The organism is Roseobacter sp. HKCCA2468 (assembly GCF_037805105.1).
Classification (GTDB): Bacteria; Pseudomonadota; Alphaproteobacteria; order Rhodobacterales; family Rhodobacteraceae; genus M30B80.
The window spans coordinates 74,157-92,756 of sequence record NZ_JBBLYN010000004.1 but is presented as its reverse complement, the minus strand read 5'-3'; the positions used below and the strand labels follow the sequence as shown (position 1 = coordinate 92,756).

Annotated in this window: 15 protein-coding genes; 13 read left to right on the top strand and 2 right to left on the bottom strand. The window is 56.3% G+C overall.

The window, feature by feature from the left end; translation table 11 throughout:
* Positions 1 to 40 precede the first annotated feature (40 nt).
* The 5 genes from AAC620_RS10345 (at position 41) to dnaE (ending at position 7,800) form a co-directional block, all read left to right on the top strand.
* Positions 41 to 277 carry a F0F1 ATP synthase subunit C gene (locus tag AAC620_RS10345; protein WP_050928673.1) on the top strand — a complete coding sequence of 79 codons (237 nt, stop codon included), beginning with the start codon at positions 41 to 43 and terminating at the stop codon, positions 275 to 277.
* An 89-nt stretch (positions 278 to 366) separates the two neighbouring features.
* Entirely contained in the window at positions 367 to 915 is a 549-nt protein-coding gene (locus tag AAC620_RS10340) for a F0F1 ATP synthase subunit B' (protein WP_340244784.1), read from the top strand.
* A 3-nt stretch (positions 916 to 918) separates the two neighbouring features.
* On the top strand, positions 919 to 1,494 hold the full coding sequence (locus tag AAC620_RS10335; RefSeq protein ID WP_340244782.1) for a F0F1 ATP synthase subunit B family protein: 576 nt from the start codon (positions 919 to 921) through the stop codon (positions 1,492 to 1,494).
* Between the two features lie 184 nt (positions 1,495 to 1,678).
* A complete protein-coding gene (locus AAC620_RS10330; protein ID WP_340244780.1) occupies positions 1,679 to 4,195 on the top strand; it encodes a GcvT family protein in 2,517 nt (838 codons plus the stop codon).
* 110 nt (positions 4,196 to 4,305) lie between these two features.
* Complete coding sequence (gene dnaE / locus AAC620_RS10325) at positions 4,306 to 7,800, top strand: DNA polymerase III subunit alpha (protein ID WP_340244778.1); 3,495 nt, start codon at positions 4,306 to 4,308, stop codon at positions 7,798 to 7,800.
* A gap of 4 nt (positions 7,801 to 7,804) precedes the next feature.
* Here dnaE and AAC620_RS10320 read toward each other — a convergent pair whose 3' ends face one another.
* Positions 7,805 to 8,005 (bottom strand): SlyX family protein, encoded by a 201-nt coding sequence (locus tag AAC620_RS10320; RefSeq protein ID WP_340244776.1) that lies wholly within the window; start codon positions 8,003 to 8,005, stop codon positions 7,805 to 7,807.
* Between the two features lie 137 nt (positions 8,006 to 8,142).
* On the opposite strand from AAC620_RS10320, the gene hisS reads away from it, so the two are divergent.
* From hisS to hisG, 3 genes are read left to right on the top strand one after another with little or no spacing between them, the layout of a single operon-like run.
* Complete coding sequence (gene hisS / locus AAC620_RS10315) at positions 8,143 to 9,624, top strand: histidine--tRNA ligase (RefSeq protein WP_340244774.1); 1,482 nt, start codon at positions 8,143 to 8,145, stop codon at positions 9,622 to 9,624.
* Entirely contained in the window at positions 9,621 to 10,733 is a 1,113-nt protein-coding gene (locus AAC620_RS10310; protein ID WP_340244772.1) for an ATP phosphoribosyltransferase regulatory subunit, read from the top strand. The genes hisS and AAC620_RS10310 overlap by 4 nt, the downstream gene beginning before the upstream one ends.
* Positions 10,730 to 11,419, top strand: coding sequence for an ATP phosphoribosyltransferase (hisG, locus tag AAC620_RS10305; protein WP_317656485.1), 690 nt, complete (start codon positions 10,730 to 10,732; stop codon positions 11,417 to 11,419). The genes AAC620_RS10310 and hisG overlap by 4 nt, the downstream gene beginning before the upstream one ends.
* On the opposite strand, the gene AAC620_RS10300 is transcribed toward hisG, so the two are convergent.
* Positions 11,416 to 11,847 carry a DUF1489 family protein gene (locus tag AAC620_RS10300; RefSeq protein WP_340244768.1) on the bottom strand — a complete coding sequence of 144 codons (432 nt, stop codon included), beginning with the start codon at positions 11,845 to 11,847 and terminating at the stop codon, positions 11,416 to 11,418. The two genes, hisG and AAC620_RS10300, sit on opposite strands and share 4 nt — an antisense overlap.
* 117 nt (positions 11,848 to 11,964) lie before the next feature.
* Here AAC620_RS10300 and AAC620_RS10295 point away from each other — a divergent pair, with 117 nt between their 5' ends.
* The 5 genes from AAC620_RS10295 (at position 11,965) to AAC620_RS10275 (ending at position 18,501) form a co-directional block, all read left to right on the top strand.
* Positions 11,965 to 14,244: an adenosylcobalamin-dependent ribonucleoside-diphosphate reductase gene (locus AAC620_RS10295; RefSeq protein ID WP_340244766.1), complete on the top strand. Its 2,280-nt coding sequence runs from the start codon at positions 11,965 to 11,967 to the stop codon at positions 14,242 to 14,244.
* Positions 14,245 to 14,397: 153 nt separating this feature from the next.
* Entirely contained in the window at positions 14,398 to 15,324 is a 927-nt protein-coding gene (locus tag AAC620_RS10290; protein WP_340244764.1) for a lipid A-modifier LpxR family protein, read from the top strand.
* 149 nt (positions 15,325 to 15,473) lie between these two features.
* Positions 15,474 to 16,565: a Hint domain-containing protein gene (locus AAC620_RS10285; protein WP_340244763.1), complete on the top strand. Its 1,092-nt coding sequence runs from the start codon at positions 15,474 to 15,476 to the stop codon at positions 16,563 to 16,565.
* A 194-nt stretch (positions 16,566 to 16,759) separates the two neighbouring features.
* Positions 16,760 to 17,380, top strand: a complete 621-nt coding sequence (gene rpsD, locus AAC620_RS10280) for a 30S ribosomal protein S4 (RefSeq protein WP_340244762.1) — start codon at positions 16,760 to 16,762, stop codon at positions 17,378 to 17,380.
* A 131-nt stretch (positions 17,381 to 17,511) separates the two neighbouring features.
* A complete protein-coding gene (locus tag AAC620_RS10275) occupies positions 17,512 to 18,501 on the top strand; it encodes a YcjF family protein (RefSeq protein WP_340244761.1) in 990 nt (329 codons plus the stop codon).
* Positions 18,502 to 18,600: the final 99 nt, after the last annotated feature.

Here is an 18,600-nt window from a genome sequence, read left to right as displayed (position 1 = left end):
GACATCTATTCAGCCAATTCCAACGTAAGGAGAAACGGAAATGGAAGGCAATATCGCAGAACTCGGTCAATTCATCGGTGCAGGCCTTGCCGCTATCGGCTCTGGCGCAGCAGCGATCGGTGTGGGCCATGTTGCAGGCAACTTCCTCGCAGGTGCTTTGCGTAACCCATCTGCAGCTGCAGGCCAGACCGCAACGCTCTTCATCGGTATCGCGTTCGCAGAAGCTTTGGGGATCTTCGCGTTCCTCGTTGCACTTCTGCTGATGTTCGCAGTCTAAGCCTTTAGCGAACCATCCTTACGGCTGGGTCGCTTTGCGCGCAGCGCGCCACAGCGGCCCAGTGTAATCACCGGTTCCAGGAGGACATGATGGCAGAGACTGCCCACAACGTTGCCAGTGCAGCCCATGGTGGTGAAGCCGCCTCGGGGGGTATGCCGCAACTCGACTTCTCCACCTTCCCGAACCAGATTTTCTGGCTCGTGGTTACACTGGTGGTCGTTTATTTGATCTTGAGCCGCGTGGCGTTGCCCCGCGTTGCATCCGTTTTGGCAGACCGCCAAGGCGCGATTGCAAAGGACATTGCCGCTGCTGAAGACCTCAAAGCCAAAGCTGCTGAAGCGGAAGAGGCCTATAACAAAGCCCTCGCAGATGCGCGCGCGCAAGCGCAAGACATCATCGCCCAGACCCGCAGCGAAATCGCGGCTGAATTGGCGGACGCAACTGCAAAAGCGGACGCGCAGATCGCTGCGAAGGCAAAAGAATCTGAAGCGCGTATCGGTGAGATCCGCGCAGGCGCTGTGAAAAACATTGAAGCGGTCGCAAAAGATGCGACAGCCGAGATTGTAACGGCTCTTGGTGGCGGCAAGCCCGATGCCAAGGCGCTGAAAGCGGCCATTGCAGAGCGGATGAAAGGATAAGCCATGACACTGCGTTACGCGACATTGGCAACATCTGCCCTCACCCTAATCGCGGCGCCTGCTTTTGCAGCAGGTGGTGATTACGGCTTTGCGTCTTTCTTCAACACCAATTACGTGGTGCTGATCGGCTTCATCTTGTTCTTGGCGCTGTTGTTCTATTTCAACGTGCCTGCGATGATCCTAAAGATGTTGGATGACCGTGCGGAAACCATCCGTTCCGAATTGGATGAGGCCCGCAACCTACGCGATGAAGCGCAAGCCGTTCTGGCGGCCTATGAGCGAAAAAGCCGCGAAGTGGCTGAACAATCTCAGCGCATTATCGACCACGCCCGCGAAGAGGCCCGTTTGGCTGCCGATGCTGCCAAAGAAGACCTCAAGCAATCCATCGCGCGCCGTCTCAAGGCAGCTGAGGAGCAGATCACGAGTGCCGAAGAAAAAGCGACCCGTGAATTGCGCAACCGTGCTGTCGATGTTGCAATTGCGGCTGCGGCAAAGATTTTGGCCGACAGCACCACTGCAACAGAAGCGAACAAGCGCATTGATGCGGCCATCGCTGAAGTGGAAAGCCGCCTGCACTAAGCAGGTATGCTTGAAAGGTAAAAGTTATGAAAAAGGCCCCCTGAAAGGGGCCTTTTTTTTGTTGATTATGTGGCCTGTGTCACAGATGTCGTTTTCTGTCTTTTTTCGGTCGGGCGGGCGAGGCCGCGCGGCTTGACCTCTGGCAAGAGGGGACAACCACAGATCACGCGCGGGAGCGGATATCATGAAGACACATGTCAAAGCCTTGGTTGTCGGCGGCGGTGCCGTTGGCGCATCTATTGCCTATCATCTTGCAAAAGCGGGATGGCAGGATGTGATGCTGTTGGAGAGGGATGAATTGACCTCTGGCTCGACATGGCACGCGGCCGGACTTTTGCCCTTGTTCAACATGAGCTACGCAACCAGCCATATTCACGACTATTCTGTGAAATTCTATAAGACGCTGGAAGAAGAGACAGGGCTCAACGCAGGGTTTGCTGTGGTCGGTAACTTGCGCATGGCGCAGACCGATGCACGAATGGACGAGTTCCGCCTTTATGCATCGACCGCTGAGACAGTTGGTATCCCCTACGAGTGGTTGACGCCTGCGCAGATTAAAGACCGCTACCCGCTTGTGCGCACAGAAGATCTCAAAGGGGCGCTGTTCCACCCGACTGACGGCTATATCAACCCTGCAGACGTGACCCAAGCCATGGCCAAGGGCGCGCGCCAGCGTGGCGTGATTATCGAGCGCAAGTGGCAAGTTGATGGCTATGAATGGACAGGCGAGGCATGGCGCGTCACTGTCACCAAGATGGTGGAAAAGGGCGGCAATTTGGTTCCGTCTGAGGAAACCCAAGTGATCACTGCCGAACATGTTGTGACCGCAACAGGAAACCATGCGCAGCGCACAGCGAAATTGTTGGGCATCAAAATCCCCGCCATCCCAGTCGAGCATCAATATATCGTCACGGAGCCTGATCCAGAATTGGTGGCCTTCCGTCAAAATGGCGCGCCCGAGCATCCCGTTTTGCGCGATGCAGATGCAAAATGGTATGTGCGCGAAGAACGCGGCGGATGGATCCTAGGGCCTTATGAAGAAGGCGCACCTGCCTGCTTCAAATATGCTGTGCCCGACAGTTTCCGCGCGGATCTCTTCCCGCTCGATCTGGAGCGGATCGAAGAAGAATATATGTCCATGATCCACCGCATCCCGTCCAGTGAGACAGTGGGTCTGAAGGATGATTACAATGGCCCGATCTGCTACACCCCCGATGGGAACCCATTGGTTGGCCCTGCGCCTGGCCTGCGGAACATGTGGTTGGCTGAAGGTTTCAGCTTCGGCATCACCGCGGCGGGTGGCACAGGCTATTATCTGGCGCAGATGATGGTCGAAGGTGAGGCGGAAATCGATATGGCGAGCCTTGATCCCAAGCGTTACGGCCAAGATTGGATGACGACCGAATATGCAGCGCGCAAAAATGAAGAATGCTATGCGCATGTCTATATCCTGCACCACCCTGACGAAGAGCGCGAAGCCTGCCGTCCTTTGCGCACAGGCCCTGCCTATGATCGTCAAAAGGCGCTTGGCGCGCAATTTGGCTGTGTAAACGGATTTGAACGTCCAAACTACTACGGCCCCAAAGATGCGCCGTCTCAATTTGACCATGATGCGCGCAGTTTCCGCCGCGGCGGATGGTGGAACTTTGCCCGCGAGGAAGCGGAAGCGATCCGCAAAACCGCTGGCCTGATTGATGCAACAGCCTTTGCCAAGCATCGTGTGTTCGGGCCTGGGGCGACTGCTTTCTTAGATTGGTTTACCTGTAACGCATTGCCCAAAGTGGGACGGATTAACCTGACCTATGCGCTGACCGATGCAGGCACGACCCGCACCGAATACACTATCATGCGGATTGCTGAGAATGATTACTACCTCGTCTCTGCAGGCGCGTGGGAGGCCTATGACGGCGATTATCTGCGCAAGGCCGAAGAAGATTTCTGGGCCAAAACCCAAAGCACAGGCAACTGGTTTGCGGTCGAGAATGTGACCACGAAATGGGGTGTCTTTGCCCTTGCGGGGCCAAATTCCCGCGCGATCTTGAACGAGCTTGTCCGTGACGCAGAGCCAGAAACACGCCTCTCGAACAAGCGTTCGCCGTGGCTGTCTGTGCGCGACATCGAGCTGGGAATGGTGCCTGTGCGCGCTGCGCGTGTGGCCTATACAGGTGAGTTGGGTTGGGAATTGCACCATCCGATTGAGATGCAAAATCACCTGTGGGATCAACTGATGGCTGCGGGCGAAAAGCATGGGCTCAAGCTGGTTGGTGCGCGTGCGCAGAACTGGCTGCGTCAGGAGAAATCCTATCGTGCCTTTGGCAATGAACTCGGACGTGATGCTACGCCATTGGAGGCGGGCCTAGATCGCTTTGTTGATCTCTCGAAGGAGTTCCATGGCAAGCAAGCAATGCTTGATAAGGGTATCCGCTCTAAATGTGTGACGCTGTTGATAGACGGGCCTCAGGATGCTGACCCATGGGGGCGCGAAGCCTTGTTTGATGGCGAAACCCGTGTTGGGCGTCTGACATCAGGTGGCTATTCCGTGCATTTCGGAAAACAGATCGGCATGGGCTATGTGAAACCTGACTATGCGCAGGTTGGGCAAAAGCTGAAGGTGATGATCATGGGCGCACTTTATGATGCGGAAATTACCGAAGACAGCCCTTATGATCCGAAGAACGTCACGATCCGCGTGGATGGCTGATCCAACCTGATCGAGACAGGGTTCCTCCCGTGAAGGCCGCCTGCATCCCTTTGGAGATGCAGGCGGCTTTTTTGCTTTTCTGCTCGGCGCGCATTTCATAGGTTGGGTTTATGTCAAAGCCTCGATTCATCCATTTGCGTGTGCATAGCGAATATTCGCTGCTTGAAGGGGCGATGCGGATCAAATCTTTGCCGCAATTGGTGGCCGATGCAGGCATGCCCGCTGTCGCAGTGACAGACACCAACAACATGTTCTGCGCGCTTGAGTTTTCCGAATATGCGGTCAAGGCAGGTGTGCAGCCGATTTTGGGGTGCCAGATTGATTTGGCCTATGAGGCAGCAGCGCAGGGCGAGAAACCGCGCCCCCCGCGCGGCATTGTTCTTTTGGTGAAATCGCGTCAGGGTTACTTGAACCTATTAAAGCTGAATTCGCATTTCTACTTGCGCGGCGATGGCCAGATTCCCCATGTCACCCTTGATGAATTGGCGGCGCATAATGAGGGGTTGATCTGTCTTTCTGGTGGCCCTGAGGGGCCGTTTGGCGCGCTTTTATCTGCGGGGCAAATTGCCAAAGCCGAAGGATTGATGGCGCGATTGGCTGAGATCTTTGGGGATAGGCTTTATGTTGAATTACAGCGTCACCCCATAGATCAGGGTCTGCCCGAGGCAGAGGCGCTGAGTGAGCCGCATTTGATTGATATGGCCTATAAGATGGGCCTGCCCCTTGTGGCGACCAATGACGTCTATTTCCCCAAACCAAAAATGTATGAGGCGCATGACGCGTTGATCTGCATCGCGCAAGGGGCCTATGTCGATCAACAAGAACCACGCCGTATCCTGACATCGCAGCATTATTTCAAAACCCCCGAAGAGATGGTGACACTCTTCGCTGATCTGCCCGAGGCGATTGAAAACACGGTCGAGATTGCACAGCGCTGCGCCTATCGCGCGCGCACCCACGACCCGATCTTGCCGCGCTTTGCCGAGAACGAGGTGGAAGAACTGCGCCGTCAGGCCAATGAAGGTTTGCAAGCGCGCCTTGCGGTGATCCCGCATGCGGCATCAGTTGAGGACTATCAAAAGCGCCTCGATTTCGAATTGGACATCATCGAGGGGATGGGCTTCCCAGGCTATTTCTTGATCGTGGCCGATTTCATCAAATGGGCCAAGGAGCATGACATCCCAGTCGGGCCTGGGCGCGGGTCGGGTGCAGGCAGCCTTGTGGCCTATGCCTTGACCATCACCGACCTTGATCCTCTGCGTTATAGCTTGCTGTTCGAGCGCTTCCTCAATCCTGAACGCGTCTCAATGCCCGATTTCGATATCGACTTCTGCATGGATCGCCGTGAGGAGGTGATCCAATATGTGCAGGAAAAATATGGTCGCGACCGCGTGGGGCAGATCATCACCTTTGGGGCGCTGTTGTCCAAGGCGGCCGTGCGCGATATCGGGCGGGTTTTGCAAATGCCCTATGGTCAGGTGGATCGCCTGTCAAAAATGATCCCTGTTGAGGGGGTCAAACCCGTGAGCATCGAAAAAGCCTTGGCCGATGAGCCGCGCTTGCGCGAAGAAGCGCAGGCCGAAGAAGTGGTCGCGCGGCTTTTGGATTATGGGCAACAGGTCGAGGGGCTTTTGCGCAATGCCTCAACCCACGCCGCGGGCGTGGTGATCGGTGACCGCCCGTTGGACGAGTTGGTGCCACTTTACCAAGACCCGCGCTCGGACATGCCTGCGACCCAGTTCAATATGAAATGGGTAGAACCTGCGGGCTTGGTGAAATTCGATTTTCTCGGCCTGAAAACCCTGACTGTGGTGCAAAATGCCATTGATCTGATCCATTCATCGGGCCGCGATTTGCATGTCGCACCAGATGGCCACGCGCTCTATCAACCGCCTGAGGGGGCAGAAAACCAGATCAACGCGATCCCGTTAGACGATGAAGCGACCTATGCGCTCTATGCTTCGGCAAAGACGGTTGCGGTGTTTCAGGTGGAAAGCTCGGGCATGATGGATGCCCTAAGGCGTATGCGCCCCACCTGCATTGAGGATATCGTGGCCCTTGTGGCGCTCTATCGCCCGGGCCCGATGGAGAATATCCCAACCTATTGCGAGGTGAAGAACGGGATCAAAGAGCGGGCCTCGATCCATCCCTTGATTGATCACATCCTCGAAGAGACGCAAGGCATCATCGTATATCAAGAACAGGTGATGCAAATTGCGCAGGTCATGGCAGGCTATAGCCTAGGCGGTGCGGATTTGCTGCGCCGCGCCATGGGGAAGAAGATCAAAGAGGCCATGGATGCCGAACGCCCCAAATTCGTGGAAGGGGCAAAGGCAAATGGGGTCGACAAGGCCAAGGCCGAAGAAGTGTTCGACCTGCTAGAAAAATTCGCCAATTACGGCTTCAACAAATCGCACGCGGCCGCTTACGCGGTTGTCAGTTATCAAACCGCTTGGCTTAAGGCGAACCATCCTGTCGAATTCATGGCTGCGGTGATGAATTGCGATATCCATCTGACGGATAAGCTGTCTATTTACAGCCAAGAGGTGGGTCGCCTTGGCATCGAGATCGTGCCGCCTTGCGTTAATCGCTCGCTTGCTACGTTCTCCGTGTCTGATGGGCGCGTGGTCTATGGTTTGGGTGGCTTGAAAAATGTCGGTGTCGATGCAATGCGCCTGATCGTTGAAGGGCGCGGAGATCAGCCCTTTGCATCGCTCTTTGATTTCGCTCGGCGGGTTGATTTGAAACGGGTGGGCAAGCGGCCGCTTGAGATGTTGGCGCGCGCAGGCGCCTTTGACGAGCTTGATGCGAACCGCCGCCGCGTGTTTGACAGTTTGGATGCGCTGGTCGCCTATTCTGCTGCAATTCATGATCAAAAATCGTCAAACCAGACCTCTCTGTTCGGGGAAGGGGGCGATGATTTGCCTGAGCCACGCCTGTCTAATCCGCCAGATTGGTTGCCGAATGAACGGCTTTCCCAAGAGCATCAGGCGGTTGGTTTCTATCTTTCTGGCCATCCTTTGGATGAATATATGCCAAGCTTGAAACGCTCGGGCTGCTTGTCGCTGCGTGAGGTTGAGGCGCGGGTGCAAGGGGGGGCTTTTGTCACCAAATTGGCAGGGGCGGTTGCGGTCAAGCAAGAGCGCAAAAGCCAGCGCGGCACCCGTTTTGCCTTTGTGGGTCTTTCTGATCCAACGGGACTTTACGAAGTCACAGTGTTCTCTGACCTGCTCGAGTCTGCGCGGCATCTGTTAGAGGCAGGCCAGAATGTGGTGTTGACCGTTGAGGCCACCTATGAAGCGGAGCAATTAAAACTCCTGGCGCGTGCAGTGCAGCCCATTGATGCGGTTGCCGCACAAGGTGGGGCTACAGGCTTGAGGGTGTTTGTCGAGGACGCGACTGCTTTGCCGCAATTGGCCAATGTGTTGGGCGAGGCCAAAAAGACCAATGCATCGCGGGTGACCGGCCTAATTCAATTATGCCTGACAGCCGCCGATCTTCCGGGTGAGGTCGAAGTCCTCTTGGGCGAGGATTACCCCGTCAATCCCGCCATAAAAGGGGCGCTGAAATCTTTGGGCGGTGTCATTGCGGTAGAAGAGGTCTAACCATTCACCAATGGGGCGGTTTTTGATTGGCGGCGGGCATATCGCCTGCGGCTTCACGATCTGCCTCACGCTGCATCAGCATCTCAACACAGGCCGTGAGACGGGTGATTTCCCGATCTTGGCGTGCGACCACCTCTGAGAGGTCATCGACTGTGCGGGTGATATGGGCCAAATGCATTTCCAAATCATCGCGAGAGGCGCTCATGGGGCCTATGATCCTTGTCTGGGATTGTGTCATTGCGTTCGGATGCAAACTAACCTTTGCAGGGGCCCCATGACCACCCCTCTCTTGCCCCTTTGACGCGAGGGCGCTACACCACGCGCGAGATTGAGGATATGGTTATGGCAAAAGAGAAAAAACAGCCCCGCCCTAAAGCAGAGACGCCGCGTGGATTTCGCGATTACTTCGGCGCGGAGGTGTTGGAGCGGCAAGAGATGCTTGCGAAAATTGCCGAAACCTATCAGCGCTATGGCTTCGACCCGCTTGAGACATCCGCCGTGGAAACCGTGGAGGCCTTGGGGAAATTCCTGCCTGACACGGATCGCCCCAATGAGGGCGTTTTTGCTTGGCAGGAGGAGGAAGACGGCGGTTGGGTCGCGCTCCGCTATGACATGACCGCCCCCTTGGCCCGCGTAGCGGCGCAATATCGCAATGATTTGCCAAGCCCCTATCGCCGCTACACCTTTGGCCCCGTTTGGCGCAATGAGAAGCCAGGGCCGGGGCGCTTCCGCCAATTCTACCAATGCGATGCCGATACGGTCGGTGCGGCCAGCGTTGCCGCAGATGCCGAGATTTGCGCGATGCTGTCAGACACGCTTGAGGCTGTGGGTATTCCGCGCGGCGATTATGTGGTGCGGGTGAATAATCGTAAGGTGTTGGATGGGGTTCTGGCGACCATTGGATTGTCCTCCGAGGATGAAACCACCCGCCAAGCTGTACTGCGCACGATTGATAAATTCGATAAAGTGGGCCGCGAAGGCGTGATCCAATTGCTGACCAAGGGCCGTTTGGATGAGTCTGGGGCTTATATCGATGGCGTGGGTCTTGATGCGGCAGCGGCCGATCAGATCGTGGCATTCCTCTTGGCGCGCGCAGACAGCAATGCCGAGACTTTGGTGACGCTGCGCAAACTGATTGGCACATCTGCGATTGGTGAGGCTGGGGTGGCCGAACTTGAAACCATTGCCACGCTGCTTGATGCGCAAGGCTATGGCCCCGACCGGATCGTGATTGATCCTTCGGTGGTGCGTGGCCTTGGCTATTATACGGGCCCCGTGTTCGAGGCGGAGTTGACCTTTGAGATTCTGGATGACAAAGGCCGCCCGCGTCAATTTGGGTCTGTTGCAGGCGGCGGACGTTATGACGATTTGGTCAAACGCTTCACAGGCCAAGATGTGCCTGCAACGGGTGTGTCCATCGGGGTTGATCGCCTCTTGGCCGCATTGCGCGCCAAAGGGCGGATCAGCGGCGCGATGCAGGGGCCTGTCGTGGTGACGGTCATGGATCGCGACCGCATGGCGGATTATCAAGCCATGGCGACTGAGTTGCGCAATGCGGGCATCCGCGCCGAGGTTTATTTGGGCAACCCTAAGAATTTCGGAAATCAGTTGAAATATGCAGATAAACGCGAAAGCCCTGTTGCGGTCATCCAAGGTTCGGACGAGGCCGCGCGCGGCGTGGTTCAGATCAAGGATTTGATCTTAGGGGCTAAGATTGCAGCCAATGCAAGCCTTGAGGAATGGAAGGCGCAACCTGCACAGCGCGAAGTGGCGCGCGGTGATCTGGTCGCCGAAATTCGCGCTATATTGGAGCGTCAGGGATGAGCCAAAAAGCGGCCATTCGTTCGGAGGCGGAGCGGTTTTTTGCGGCATTTCAAGCCGCGGGCGCCGTGGCTTTTGAAGCCGATCATTTGCTGCCTGCTGATACGCTGCTTGATCTCTATGGCGAAGATATCCGCGCGCGGGCCTATGTCACGTATGACCCCAATCGCGGCGAAATGATGCTGCGGCCCGATTTCACCGTGCCCGTGGTGCAGCGCCATATGTCGGACGGGGCGGAGCCTGCGCGTTACAGCTATATGGGCGAGGTTTTCCGCAAACAGGAGGCCAGTCCCGCCCGCGCGAGCGAATATCTGCAAGTTGGATATGAGCTGTTTGATCGTGATGATCCTGCGCGCGCGGATGCCGAAGTCTTTGCCCTTTTTACCACATTGCTTGCCCCATATGGCCTGCGTGCCGTCACTGGCGATATTGGCGTGGTTTTGGCCGCGATATCTGCCCTTGATACAACCGAGCGGCGCAAACGCGCCTTGCGGCGTCATGTGTGGCGCCCGCGCCGTTTTCGGCGCTTGCTAGATCGTTTTTCAGGCCGCAGCGATGCCCCTGCGACCCGTGCAGCATTGATTGCCCAAATGGCGGATTTGGGGCCTGAAGCCATGATTGATGCCACTGAAAATTGGAGTGGTCTACGCAGCCCCGCTGATGTCTTGCGCCGTATGCGCGCTTTGGCCGAGGATGATGATGCGCCCAGTATTTCGGCGGCGCAGGCCGAAGCCTTGGAGCGAGTTTTGTCTTTGCGCGAAACCCTGCCAAACGCAGTCGCACAATTGCGGGATTTGGCTGTGGATTTACCGCAGATCGACAGCGCCATTTCAGGCTTGGTGCGCCGTATTGAGGCGCTGTCCGCCGCAGGTGTCGCCGTAGATGACCTATGGTTCGAGGCCTCATATGGGCGGACGAATATGGAATATTATGATGGGTTTGTGTTCGGCTTTTTCAACGAGACTGACCCGCATATGCCCCCCGTTGCCACAGGTGGACGCTATGATGCGCTGACCAAAATCTTGGGCAATGGCCGTGAGATTGCCGCTGTGGGCGGGGTGATCCGTCCTGAATTGCTGCATGGCCTCTCGCGTCAGGAGGGTGGCATATGACGTTGCGTATTGCGGTGCCGTCTAAGGGGCGGTTGATGGAAAAGACCTTTGATTGGTTTGCAGCGCGCGGGGTTGAGATGCGCCGCGCAGGCTCAGAGCGCGATTATGCCGCCGAAGTTTCGGGCGCGGATATGCAGTTGATGTTGCTGTCTGCGGGAGAAATTCCGCGCGAAATGGCGGCGGGCCGCATTCATTTGGGCGTGACAGGCACCGATCTTGTGCGTGAGAAGATCCCCGCATGGGATCAGTCGGTCGAAGAATTGGCCGAGCTTGGATTTGGCTTTGCGGATTTGGTTTTGGCTGTGCCGCAATGCTGGATTGATGTGGATTGCGTGGATGATCTGGACGCTGTTGCCGCAGATTTCCGCGAGGCCCATGGGATGCGTTTGCGGATCGCCACGAAATACCATCGTCTTGTGCGGGACTATCTGCGCGCTGCAGGGGTTGCCGATTATCAATTGGTCGACAGCCAAGGCGCGACCGAGGGCACCGTGGCGCATGGCACGGCGGAATTGATCGCTGATATCACCTCAACAGGGGAAACCTTGCGGGCCAATAACCTGAAAATCCTGTCGGATGGGATGATCTTGCGCAGCCAAGCGATGCTGTTTCGGGCGCGCGGCGCAGATTGGACAGATGGTGCCCGAGCCGCCCTTGATGGGCTTAAAACCAAGCTTTCGATCTAAAGAACGCCGATTTCAGCCAAAGCGGTTTGCAATTCACGCGGCAAAGTTTCTTCTTCTGCGCGATTGGCGTTTAAATCGCGGGGGCTGTCTTCGGGTTTGAGGTAGCGCCACCCTTGAAACGGGCGTTTGGGCGTGGGTGTCACGCGGGTGACATCCCGTTCCAAAACGATGCCGCAGCGCCTGATCCCATCGCCGCGATCAACCTCCTCGAGGGCCAAGATTTTTTGGCGGCACAGGATCAATCCTTTGAACACCCAATAAAGCGACCCGCCTGCAAGAATTTCTGCCTCACGCTTGGGCCACATCCGTGTCACATGGCGCGGCAGGCCCGATGGCCCCAAGGCGCGCGGGTTCTTTTGCCAGTTCAAAAGATCCTGCACCTCTTCGGCGCCGACACATAATTTGACCAGATTTATGGTGCTGCTCATATCTCTTCCCCAAAGTCCCTCAAGATATGGTATGCTATTTTTCACAAGGTTCAAGTTGACCGCTTGCGCCAAGGCCCCTAGTTTGTGTTTCCCCATCTGATCGTGAAAGTCTGCGCTATGTCTCGTTTTGCCGCCCCGATTGCTGAACAAATTTGGGATATGAAATATCGCCTTAAAGAGGCGGATGGCACACCCATTGACCGCACTGTCGAGGACACTTGGCGGCGGATCGCGCGGGCTTTGGCCTCGGTGGAGAAAGATCCCGCCTATTGGGAAGAAAAATTCTACGAAGCCCTTGAGGATTTCAAATATCTACCCGCTGGTCGCATCACGGCGGGTGCGGGAACGGGGCGCAGTGTCACGCTTTTCAATTGCTTTGTCATGGGCACAATCCCCGACAGCATGAGCGGCATTTTTGATATGCTCAAAGAGGCGGCTTTGACGATGCAGCAGGGGGGCGGGATCGGCTATGATTTCTCGACCATCCGACCCAAAGGCGCGGATGTTAAGGGGGTGGCCGCGGATGCCTCTGGCCCGCTGAGTTTTATGGATGTTTGGGATTCCATGTGCCGCACGATTATGTCGGCTGGCTCGCGCCGCGGCGCGATGATGGCAACAATGCGCTGCGACCACCCAGACATCGAAGATTTTATCACCGCCAAATCTGATGCGGCGCGGCTGCGGATGTTCAATGTCTCTGTTCTCGTCACCGATGCCTTTATGGAGGCGGTCAAAGCGGACGGGCCTTGGGAATTGGTGTTTGACAACAAGGTTTACCGCACGGTGCAGGCGCGTGACCTGTGGAACCAGATTATGCAATCGACCTATGATTACGCTGAGCCAGGTGTGATTTTCATCGATCGCATCAACCAATCCAATAATCTGGCCTATTGCGAAACCATTGCGGCAACCAACCCGTGCGGCGAACAACCTTTGCCGCCCTATGGGGCGTGTTTGCTTGGCTCTGTGAACCTTGCGCGGCTTGTGCGCGCGCCCTTTGAGGCGGATGCGGCCCTTGATCTTGAGGCGCTGAAGGATTTGGTGCGGGTCGCTGTGCGGATGATGGATAACGTGGTGGATGCCAGCCGTTTTCCACTCGAGGCACAGGCGCGCGAGGCCCAAGCAAAGCGGCGCATTGGTTTGGGTGTGACGGGTTTGGCCGATGCCCTTTTGATGCTTGGCCTGCGCTATGGCGCCGATGACGCAGTGGCGCAATCCGAGATTTGGATGAAGGAAATTGCCCATGCGGCCTATTGGGCTTCGGTTGAATTGGCGCGGGAAAAAGGTGCATTCCCCTTATTTGACGCCGAGGCGTTCTTGGCGTCCGGGAATATGGCGCAGATGGATCAAGATTTGCGCGAGGCGATAGCCAAAGATGGCATCCGAAACGCGCTTTTGACCTCGATTGCGCCCACAGGCACCATCAGCCTTTATGCGGGAAATGTCTCCTCTGGGATTGAGCCCGTTTTTGCCTATAGCTACACGCGCAAAGTGTTGCAGCGGGATGGGTCGCGCAGCGAGGAGGAGGTGACCGATTACGCGGTCAAACTTTGGCGCGAAAAACAGGGTGACGCAGAATTGCCTGCGTTTTTTGTAAATGCGCAAACCCTTGCCCCTGCTGATCATGTGCGCATGCAGGCGGCCGCGCAGAAATGGGTGGATAGTTCCATCTCAAAAACCATCAACGTGCCGCAAGATATCAGCTTTGAGGCTTTCAAAGATGTCTATCTGCAGGCTTATGAAACGGGCTGTAAGGGGTGCACCACTTATCGCCCCAATGATGTGACGGGCAGTGTCCTGAGTGTTTCTGAGGCAGAAGCAAAGCCAGATGGCGCCACCGCGCGCGAGGCCGCTACGGGCGAAGTGGTTTATATCTCCGAGCCGCTAGAGCGGCCGCAGACCCTAGAGGGCAATACCTATAAACTGAAATGGCCCGATAGCCCGCACGCGATTTATATCACGATCAATGATGTCGTGCTCAGCGGTCATCTCAGGCCGTTTGAGGTTTTTATCAATTCCAAGAATATGGAACATTACGCGTGGACAGTGGCGTTGACGCGGATGATGTCGGCTGTCTTCCGCCGCGGCGGTGATGTGAGTTTCGTGGTAGAAGAACTCAAAGCCGTGTTTGATCCGCGCGGGGGGGCATGGATTGGGGGTAAATATGTGCCCTCGATCTTAGCGGCGATTGGCGGTGTTATCGAACGGCATCTGATCTCAATCGGGTTTATTTCGGGCGAGGGGATGGGGTTGAAAACCGACCCCACCGCCGAGGTTTATGATTTGGGCGCAGGCCGCACAGGGGCGGCAGAGTGTAATTCCTGTGGGTCTTCTGCGATGCGGATGAGCGAGGGGTGCATGACCTGCACCGATTGCGGCTATTCAAAATGCGGCTAAGTCCCTGTGGATAACACAGCACAGTCATAAACAAATTTTAGACACAATTTTATTATTAACTGCCTTGTGAACGCGGCTGGCCGTAATCTGGCCCCGTCATGTTTATTGTGCGCTCTCCTTTGGCCAGAGTGACGTTTGCAAGGATTTTTAATAATGCGATTTGGTTCCAAAGGCGTCCTGCTTGGGCTGTTGATCATTGCGCGGGGCGCTTTGCCTGTGGCCGCTGAAGATGCGGGATTTACCTATCTTGGCAATGGGCGGTTGCTGAACAATGATGTCATTGGGGATGGCGAAGATCGGTGGCGCACAGGCTCCTATTCCATCAGCGTGCTTTACGGATCAGAATGGCAGGGTGATTTGACCTCACGCCCGCTCGATGTCATCGAATTCCGCCTGCGCGGCGAGGCGATTGCACCTGCCAATATCACGACCCCTGCGCTGAATGATCGCCTCTATGCGGGCGTGTTGGCCTTTGGGGTGCATAGCCATTTCAATTGGCGCGGTGCCGATATTGCGATGGGCGCGGATATTTTGGGGATTGGCCCACAGACAGGCATTCGCGAGTTGCAGCGCGATTTGCATGAGGCGTTAAACCAACCCGTTGTGAATGCGGGCAATCGTGAATTGCAAAACAAGACCCTGTTGGATCTAAGTTTTGAGGCGAATAATGAATATGCTATCTCCGAAGGGGCCTATCTGCGCCCGTTCCTTGGTCTGACTTACGCGGCAGAGGATTTGGCCCGTGTTGGGTTTGACCTGACATTGGGTCAATGGGGGCAAAACGGGTTGCGCCTACGAGATCCAATCACGGGTCAGCGGTTCAGTGGTATCGCCTCTGAGGAGGACAATGGGCTATCTTTGGTCTTGGGTGCGGATTGGGCCTATGTGGATGCCTCTGAATACTTACCCGCGGGCCATGGTGCTGATGCACAAGATGAGCGCCACCGCCTACGCGGGGGTGTGCATTATGGCCAAAACGGCTACACGGCGTTTTATGGGGTGACCTATCTCTCGCCCGAATTTGCCGGCCAAACTACGGGGCAGGTTGTTGGGTCGGTCAGCCTTGGATGGAATTTCTAACCCCCCTCCTTGAACATAGGTCTATGTGCGAAAATTCGCCAAAGCGCGTCAAAGGGGATTCACAGAACGAATCACCCATGCTAGCTTGCCTCCCAAGCCGAAACATAAACGGCACGCATTGAGGCAAGTAAGGCAGGCATCGCATTAGCATGGGGTTGCGCGGTGCGTTCATCATTTCTTGGGCGCAGACGCGGATCGAGGGAGACTCGGACTATAATAAGAAAGATCTGGCTGAAGGGATGAGTTGGAGCTGGCACGGTCGTGCCTTCCCGCTTGAAGGCAAAGACGCCGCCCTTGTTCTGACATCCAGCCGTGATCTTCTCCAACTTCGTGCCAAAGCGGCGCGGGTCGTGCATAAGTTCATGCAAAGACCCGCGCCCCTGCCTCACGTGTCGAGCGACCTTGACGATCCCCTGTATCGTGATGCGATGGTGCTGTCGGATGGCGTGCGGTTTTTTAGTGCCGTTCCCCTGACCCTTGAGGATAGCCGCGAAACGGTATTGCTCTTTCCCGATGGCATGCCACCCGCGCGCCAACATTTGACAATCATCTCTTTGGGGGGCGGGTTTTCCGCCCGCTTTCGGCGCCAAGGCCCTGTTGTTTGCTTTGTCAAAGGCACGCGATTAGCCGCACTCAAAGGGGAAATTGCGGTCGAGGATGTGCGGGCAGGGGATTATCTTGTCACCCGCGACAATGGTTTGAAAGAAGTCCTTTGGGTGGGACAGCGCAGCCTGTCAGGCGCGCAACTTTTTGCCATGCCGCATCTTCGCCCAATTCGATTGCCGCAGGGTCTTTTTGGGAAAGGCAAACCTGAACCCGATCTCTTGGTGTCCCCTGATCATCGCGTATTGATTAAATCGCCCGAGGCGCGGGCGCTTTGGGGCGAAGATGAGGTCATGATGCGCGCACAGGATTTGGTAGGGGATTTGGGCGCACGGGTGGATCACCGCGCGGCCTCTGTCACATATTTCCACGTTATGCTTGAGGGGCATCAGGTCTTGATTGCAAACGGTGTCGCGGTTGACAGTTTCCACCCCGCTTATGCGGCACTGCCCGAGGACGAGATGGATGCCGATGCGGCCGCCTGCCTAGATGACCTTTATGAACGTCATCCTGATCTTGCGGGCCATCCTGATCTTTTTGGCCCTGCTGTGCGGCGGATGTTGGGCGCGGCTGAAGCCGCGATTTTATCCGCCCATCTTGGGCCATCGCGTGGGATTTACGGCTTAAGCTACGCTTGATTTTCCCCATGCGCTTGACAGCGCGAGGAATCCCCTATAGCCCGCGCGTCACTGAGGCACCGTTTGCGGTGCTTCTTTTCATTGGTGTTGGTGGCCCCCGCAAGGGAACGCCTGTCGGCCAAAGCGAAAGCAGCGGCAAAGGACAACGCCCTTCATAGCCCCGATCTGGGGCGTTCTAACGAAGGAGATCAGCCGTGACCAAACGCACGTCTGCCAAGTATAAAATTGACCGCCGCATGGGCGAAAACATTTGGGGTCGCCCCAAATCCCCAGTAAACCGCCGCGAATATGGCCCAGGCCAGCATGGTCAGCGCCGCAAGGCGAAACTGTCTGACTTCGGCACGCAGTTGCGCGCCAAGCAGAAGCTGAAGGGCTATTACGGCGATTTGACCGAAAAGCAATTCCGCCGCATCTATGCAGAAGCAGAGCGCGTAAAAGGTGATACAGGTGAAAACCTTATCGGCCTGTTGGAGCGCCGCTTGGACGCCGTTGTTTACCGCGCGAAATTCGTGCCAACCGTTTTTGCGGCCCGCCAATTCGTAAACCACGGCCATGTTTTGGTGAACGGCAAGCGCGTCAATATCCCATCCTACCGCGTGAAGGAGGGTGATGTTGTTGAGGTGCGTCAGAAATCCAAGCAATTGGCAACAGTTCTGGAAGCTGTGCAATTGGCAGAGCGTGATGTGCCTGACTATGTCGAGGCCGACCATTCCAAAATGACCGCGACTTTCGTGCGCACCCCTGGTTTGGGCGATGTGCCATACCCTGTCGTGATGGAACCAAACCTCGTGGTTGAATTCTACGCGAAGAACTAATCTTCGTCGCCACAAGTTCAGAAGATCAAAAGCGCGCCCTCTGTGGCGCGCTTTTTTGTGACTGTTCCTCTGCAGGGTTCTTTGCTTATGCTCTCCCTTGCGGGTGACGGAGAAGTGAGGAGGGGGGGCGTATGGCCACGCGGAAAAACCCAATCATCTTGGATGAGGAAACGGCGGGCGTTGGTGGCGCATCCCCCGTGGACGCGCCTGCGATTTTTGACGCGCCATCCGCCGCGCCCGATGAACGGCCCGTGCCCCAAAAGATGTCAGGCGCATCGCGATTTTTGCTGTGGTCGGCGGGCGGCCTTGTCAGTGCGCTTTTGATCAACGCTGTTTGGAGGTTTGTTCTTGATATGATGGCGCGCGGCACAATCTGGGGGCAGGTGGCCCTTGCGATTGTGGGCCTGTTTTTCGTGGCTGCAATCGTCTTTGCGATCAGCGAATGGCGGGCCTATGCACGGCTGTCACGCATGACGGCTTTGCAGGCTGAGGTCCAATCGGCCTTGACCGCCCAAAACCTTGCACAGCTTTCCGCTTTGATCCCCAAACTGCGCGCGCTTTATCGCGATCGCATGGCCGTACAGGACGCAGCAGACCACCGTTTGCAGAGTGTCGAGGATGTGCTTGATGCAGATTTGCGAATGGGCGTGATTGAGACAGCGTTTTTGGAAGGGCTAGATGCACAGGCCCGTGCGGAGGTGGCTCAAGCCACCCGCCGTGTCGCCAGTGTCACGGCCCTCGTCCCGATGGGGTCGCTTGATATGGTCATCAGCTTTTGGATCAATCTGCGGATGATCCGCCGTGTGGCCGAGATTTATGGTGGGCGCGCGGGCACCTTTGGCGCCATGCGCTTGGCGCGGTCTGTGATTGCGCAACTTGTGGCGACAGGGGCCATTGCCCTTGGGGATGATTTGCTCAGTTCTACTTTGGGCGGGTCATTGGCAGGGAAATTATCGCGCCGCTTTGGTGAAGGCGTCTTAAATGGAGCGATGACCGCGCGGCTTGGGGTGATTGCGATGCAGCTTTGCCGACCTTTGCCCTTTCACGCCTTACCGCGTCCTGCTTTGCGCAGTGTTTTATCCGAGGCATTTTCTGGGCTTTTCACGGGGTCAAAGGGCTGATCGCGCAAAGCGCGACTTTACCCCGCGCGCCTGCAGCGATATAGGGCTAAACATGAGACGGATGAACACGCAGATTTCCCTACGAATTATCTGCCCGGC

Coding starts and splice junctions, on each gene's coding strand:
- AAC620_RS10300 (WP_340244768.1), bottom strand. CDS start 11,847: ATGAGCAGCACCATAAATCTGGTCAAATTATGTGTCGGCGCCGAAGAG.
- AAC620_RS10275 (WP_340244761.1), top strand. CDS start 17,512: ATGGCCACGCGGAAAAACCCAATCATCTTGGATGAGGAAACGGCGGGC.
- hisS (WP_340244774.1), top strand. CDS start 8,143: ATGGCAAAAGAGAAAAAACAGCCCCGCCCTAAAGCAGAGACGCCGCGT.
- AAC620_RS10340 (WP_340244784.1), top strand. CDS start 367: ATGGCAGAGACTGCCCACAACGTTGCCAGTGCAGCCCATGGTGGTGAA.
- AAC620_RS10330 (WP_340244780.1), top strand. CDS start 1,679: ATGAAGACACATGTCAAAGCCTTGGTTGTCGGCGGCGGTGCCGTTGGC.
- AAC620_RS10335 (WP_340244782.1), top strand. CDS start 919: ATGACACTGCGTTACGCGACATTGGCAACATCTGCCCTCACCCTAATC.
- AAC620_RS10310 (WP_340244772.1), top strand. CDS start 9,621: ATGAGCCAAAAAGCGGCCATTCGTTCGGAGGCGGAGCGGTTTTTTGCG.
- AAC620_RS10345 (WP_050928673.1), top strand. CDS start 41: ATGGAAGGCAATATCGCAGAACTCGGTCAATTCATCGGTGCAGGCCTT.
- dnaE (WP_340244778.1), top strand. CDS start 4,306: ATGTCAAAGCCTCGATTCATCCATTTGCGTGTGCATAGCGAATATTCG.
- AAC620_RS10290 (WP_340244764.1), top strand. CDS start 14,398: ATGCGATTTGGTTCCAAAGGCGTCCTGCTTGGGCTGTTGATCATTGCG.
- AAC620_RS10320 (WP_340244776.1), bottom strand. CDS start 8,005: ATGAGCGCCTCTCGCGATGATTTGGAAATGCATTTGGCCCATATCACC.
- AAC620_RS10285 (WP_340244763.1), top strand. CDS start 15,474: ATGGGGTTGCGCGGTGCGTTCATCATTTCTTGGGCGCAGACGCGGATC.
- hisG (WP_317656485.1), top strand. CDS start 10,730: ATGACGTTGCGTATTGCGGTGCCGTCTAAGGGGCGGTTGATGGAAAAG.
- AAC620_RS10295 (WP_340244766.1), top strand. CDS start 11,965: ATGTCTCGTTTTGCCGCCCCGATTGCTGAACAAATTTGGGATATGAAA.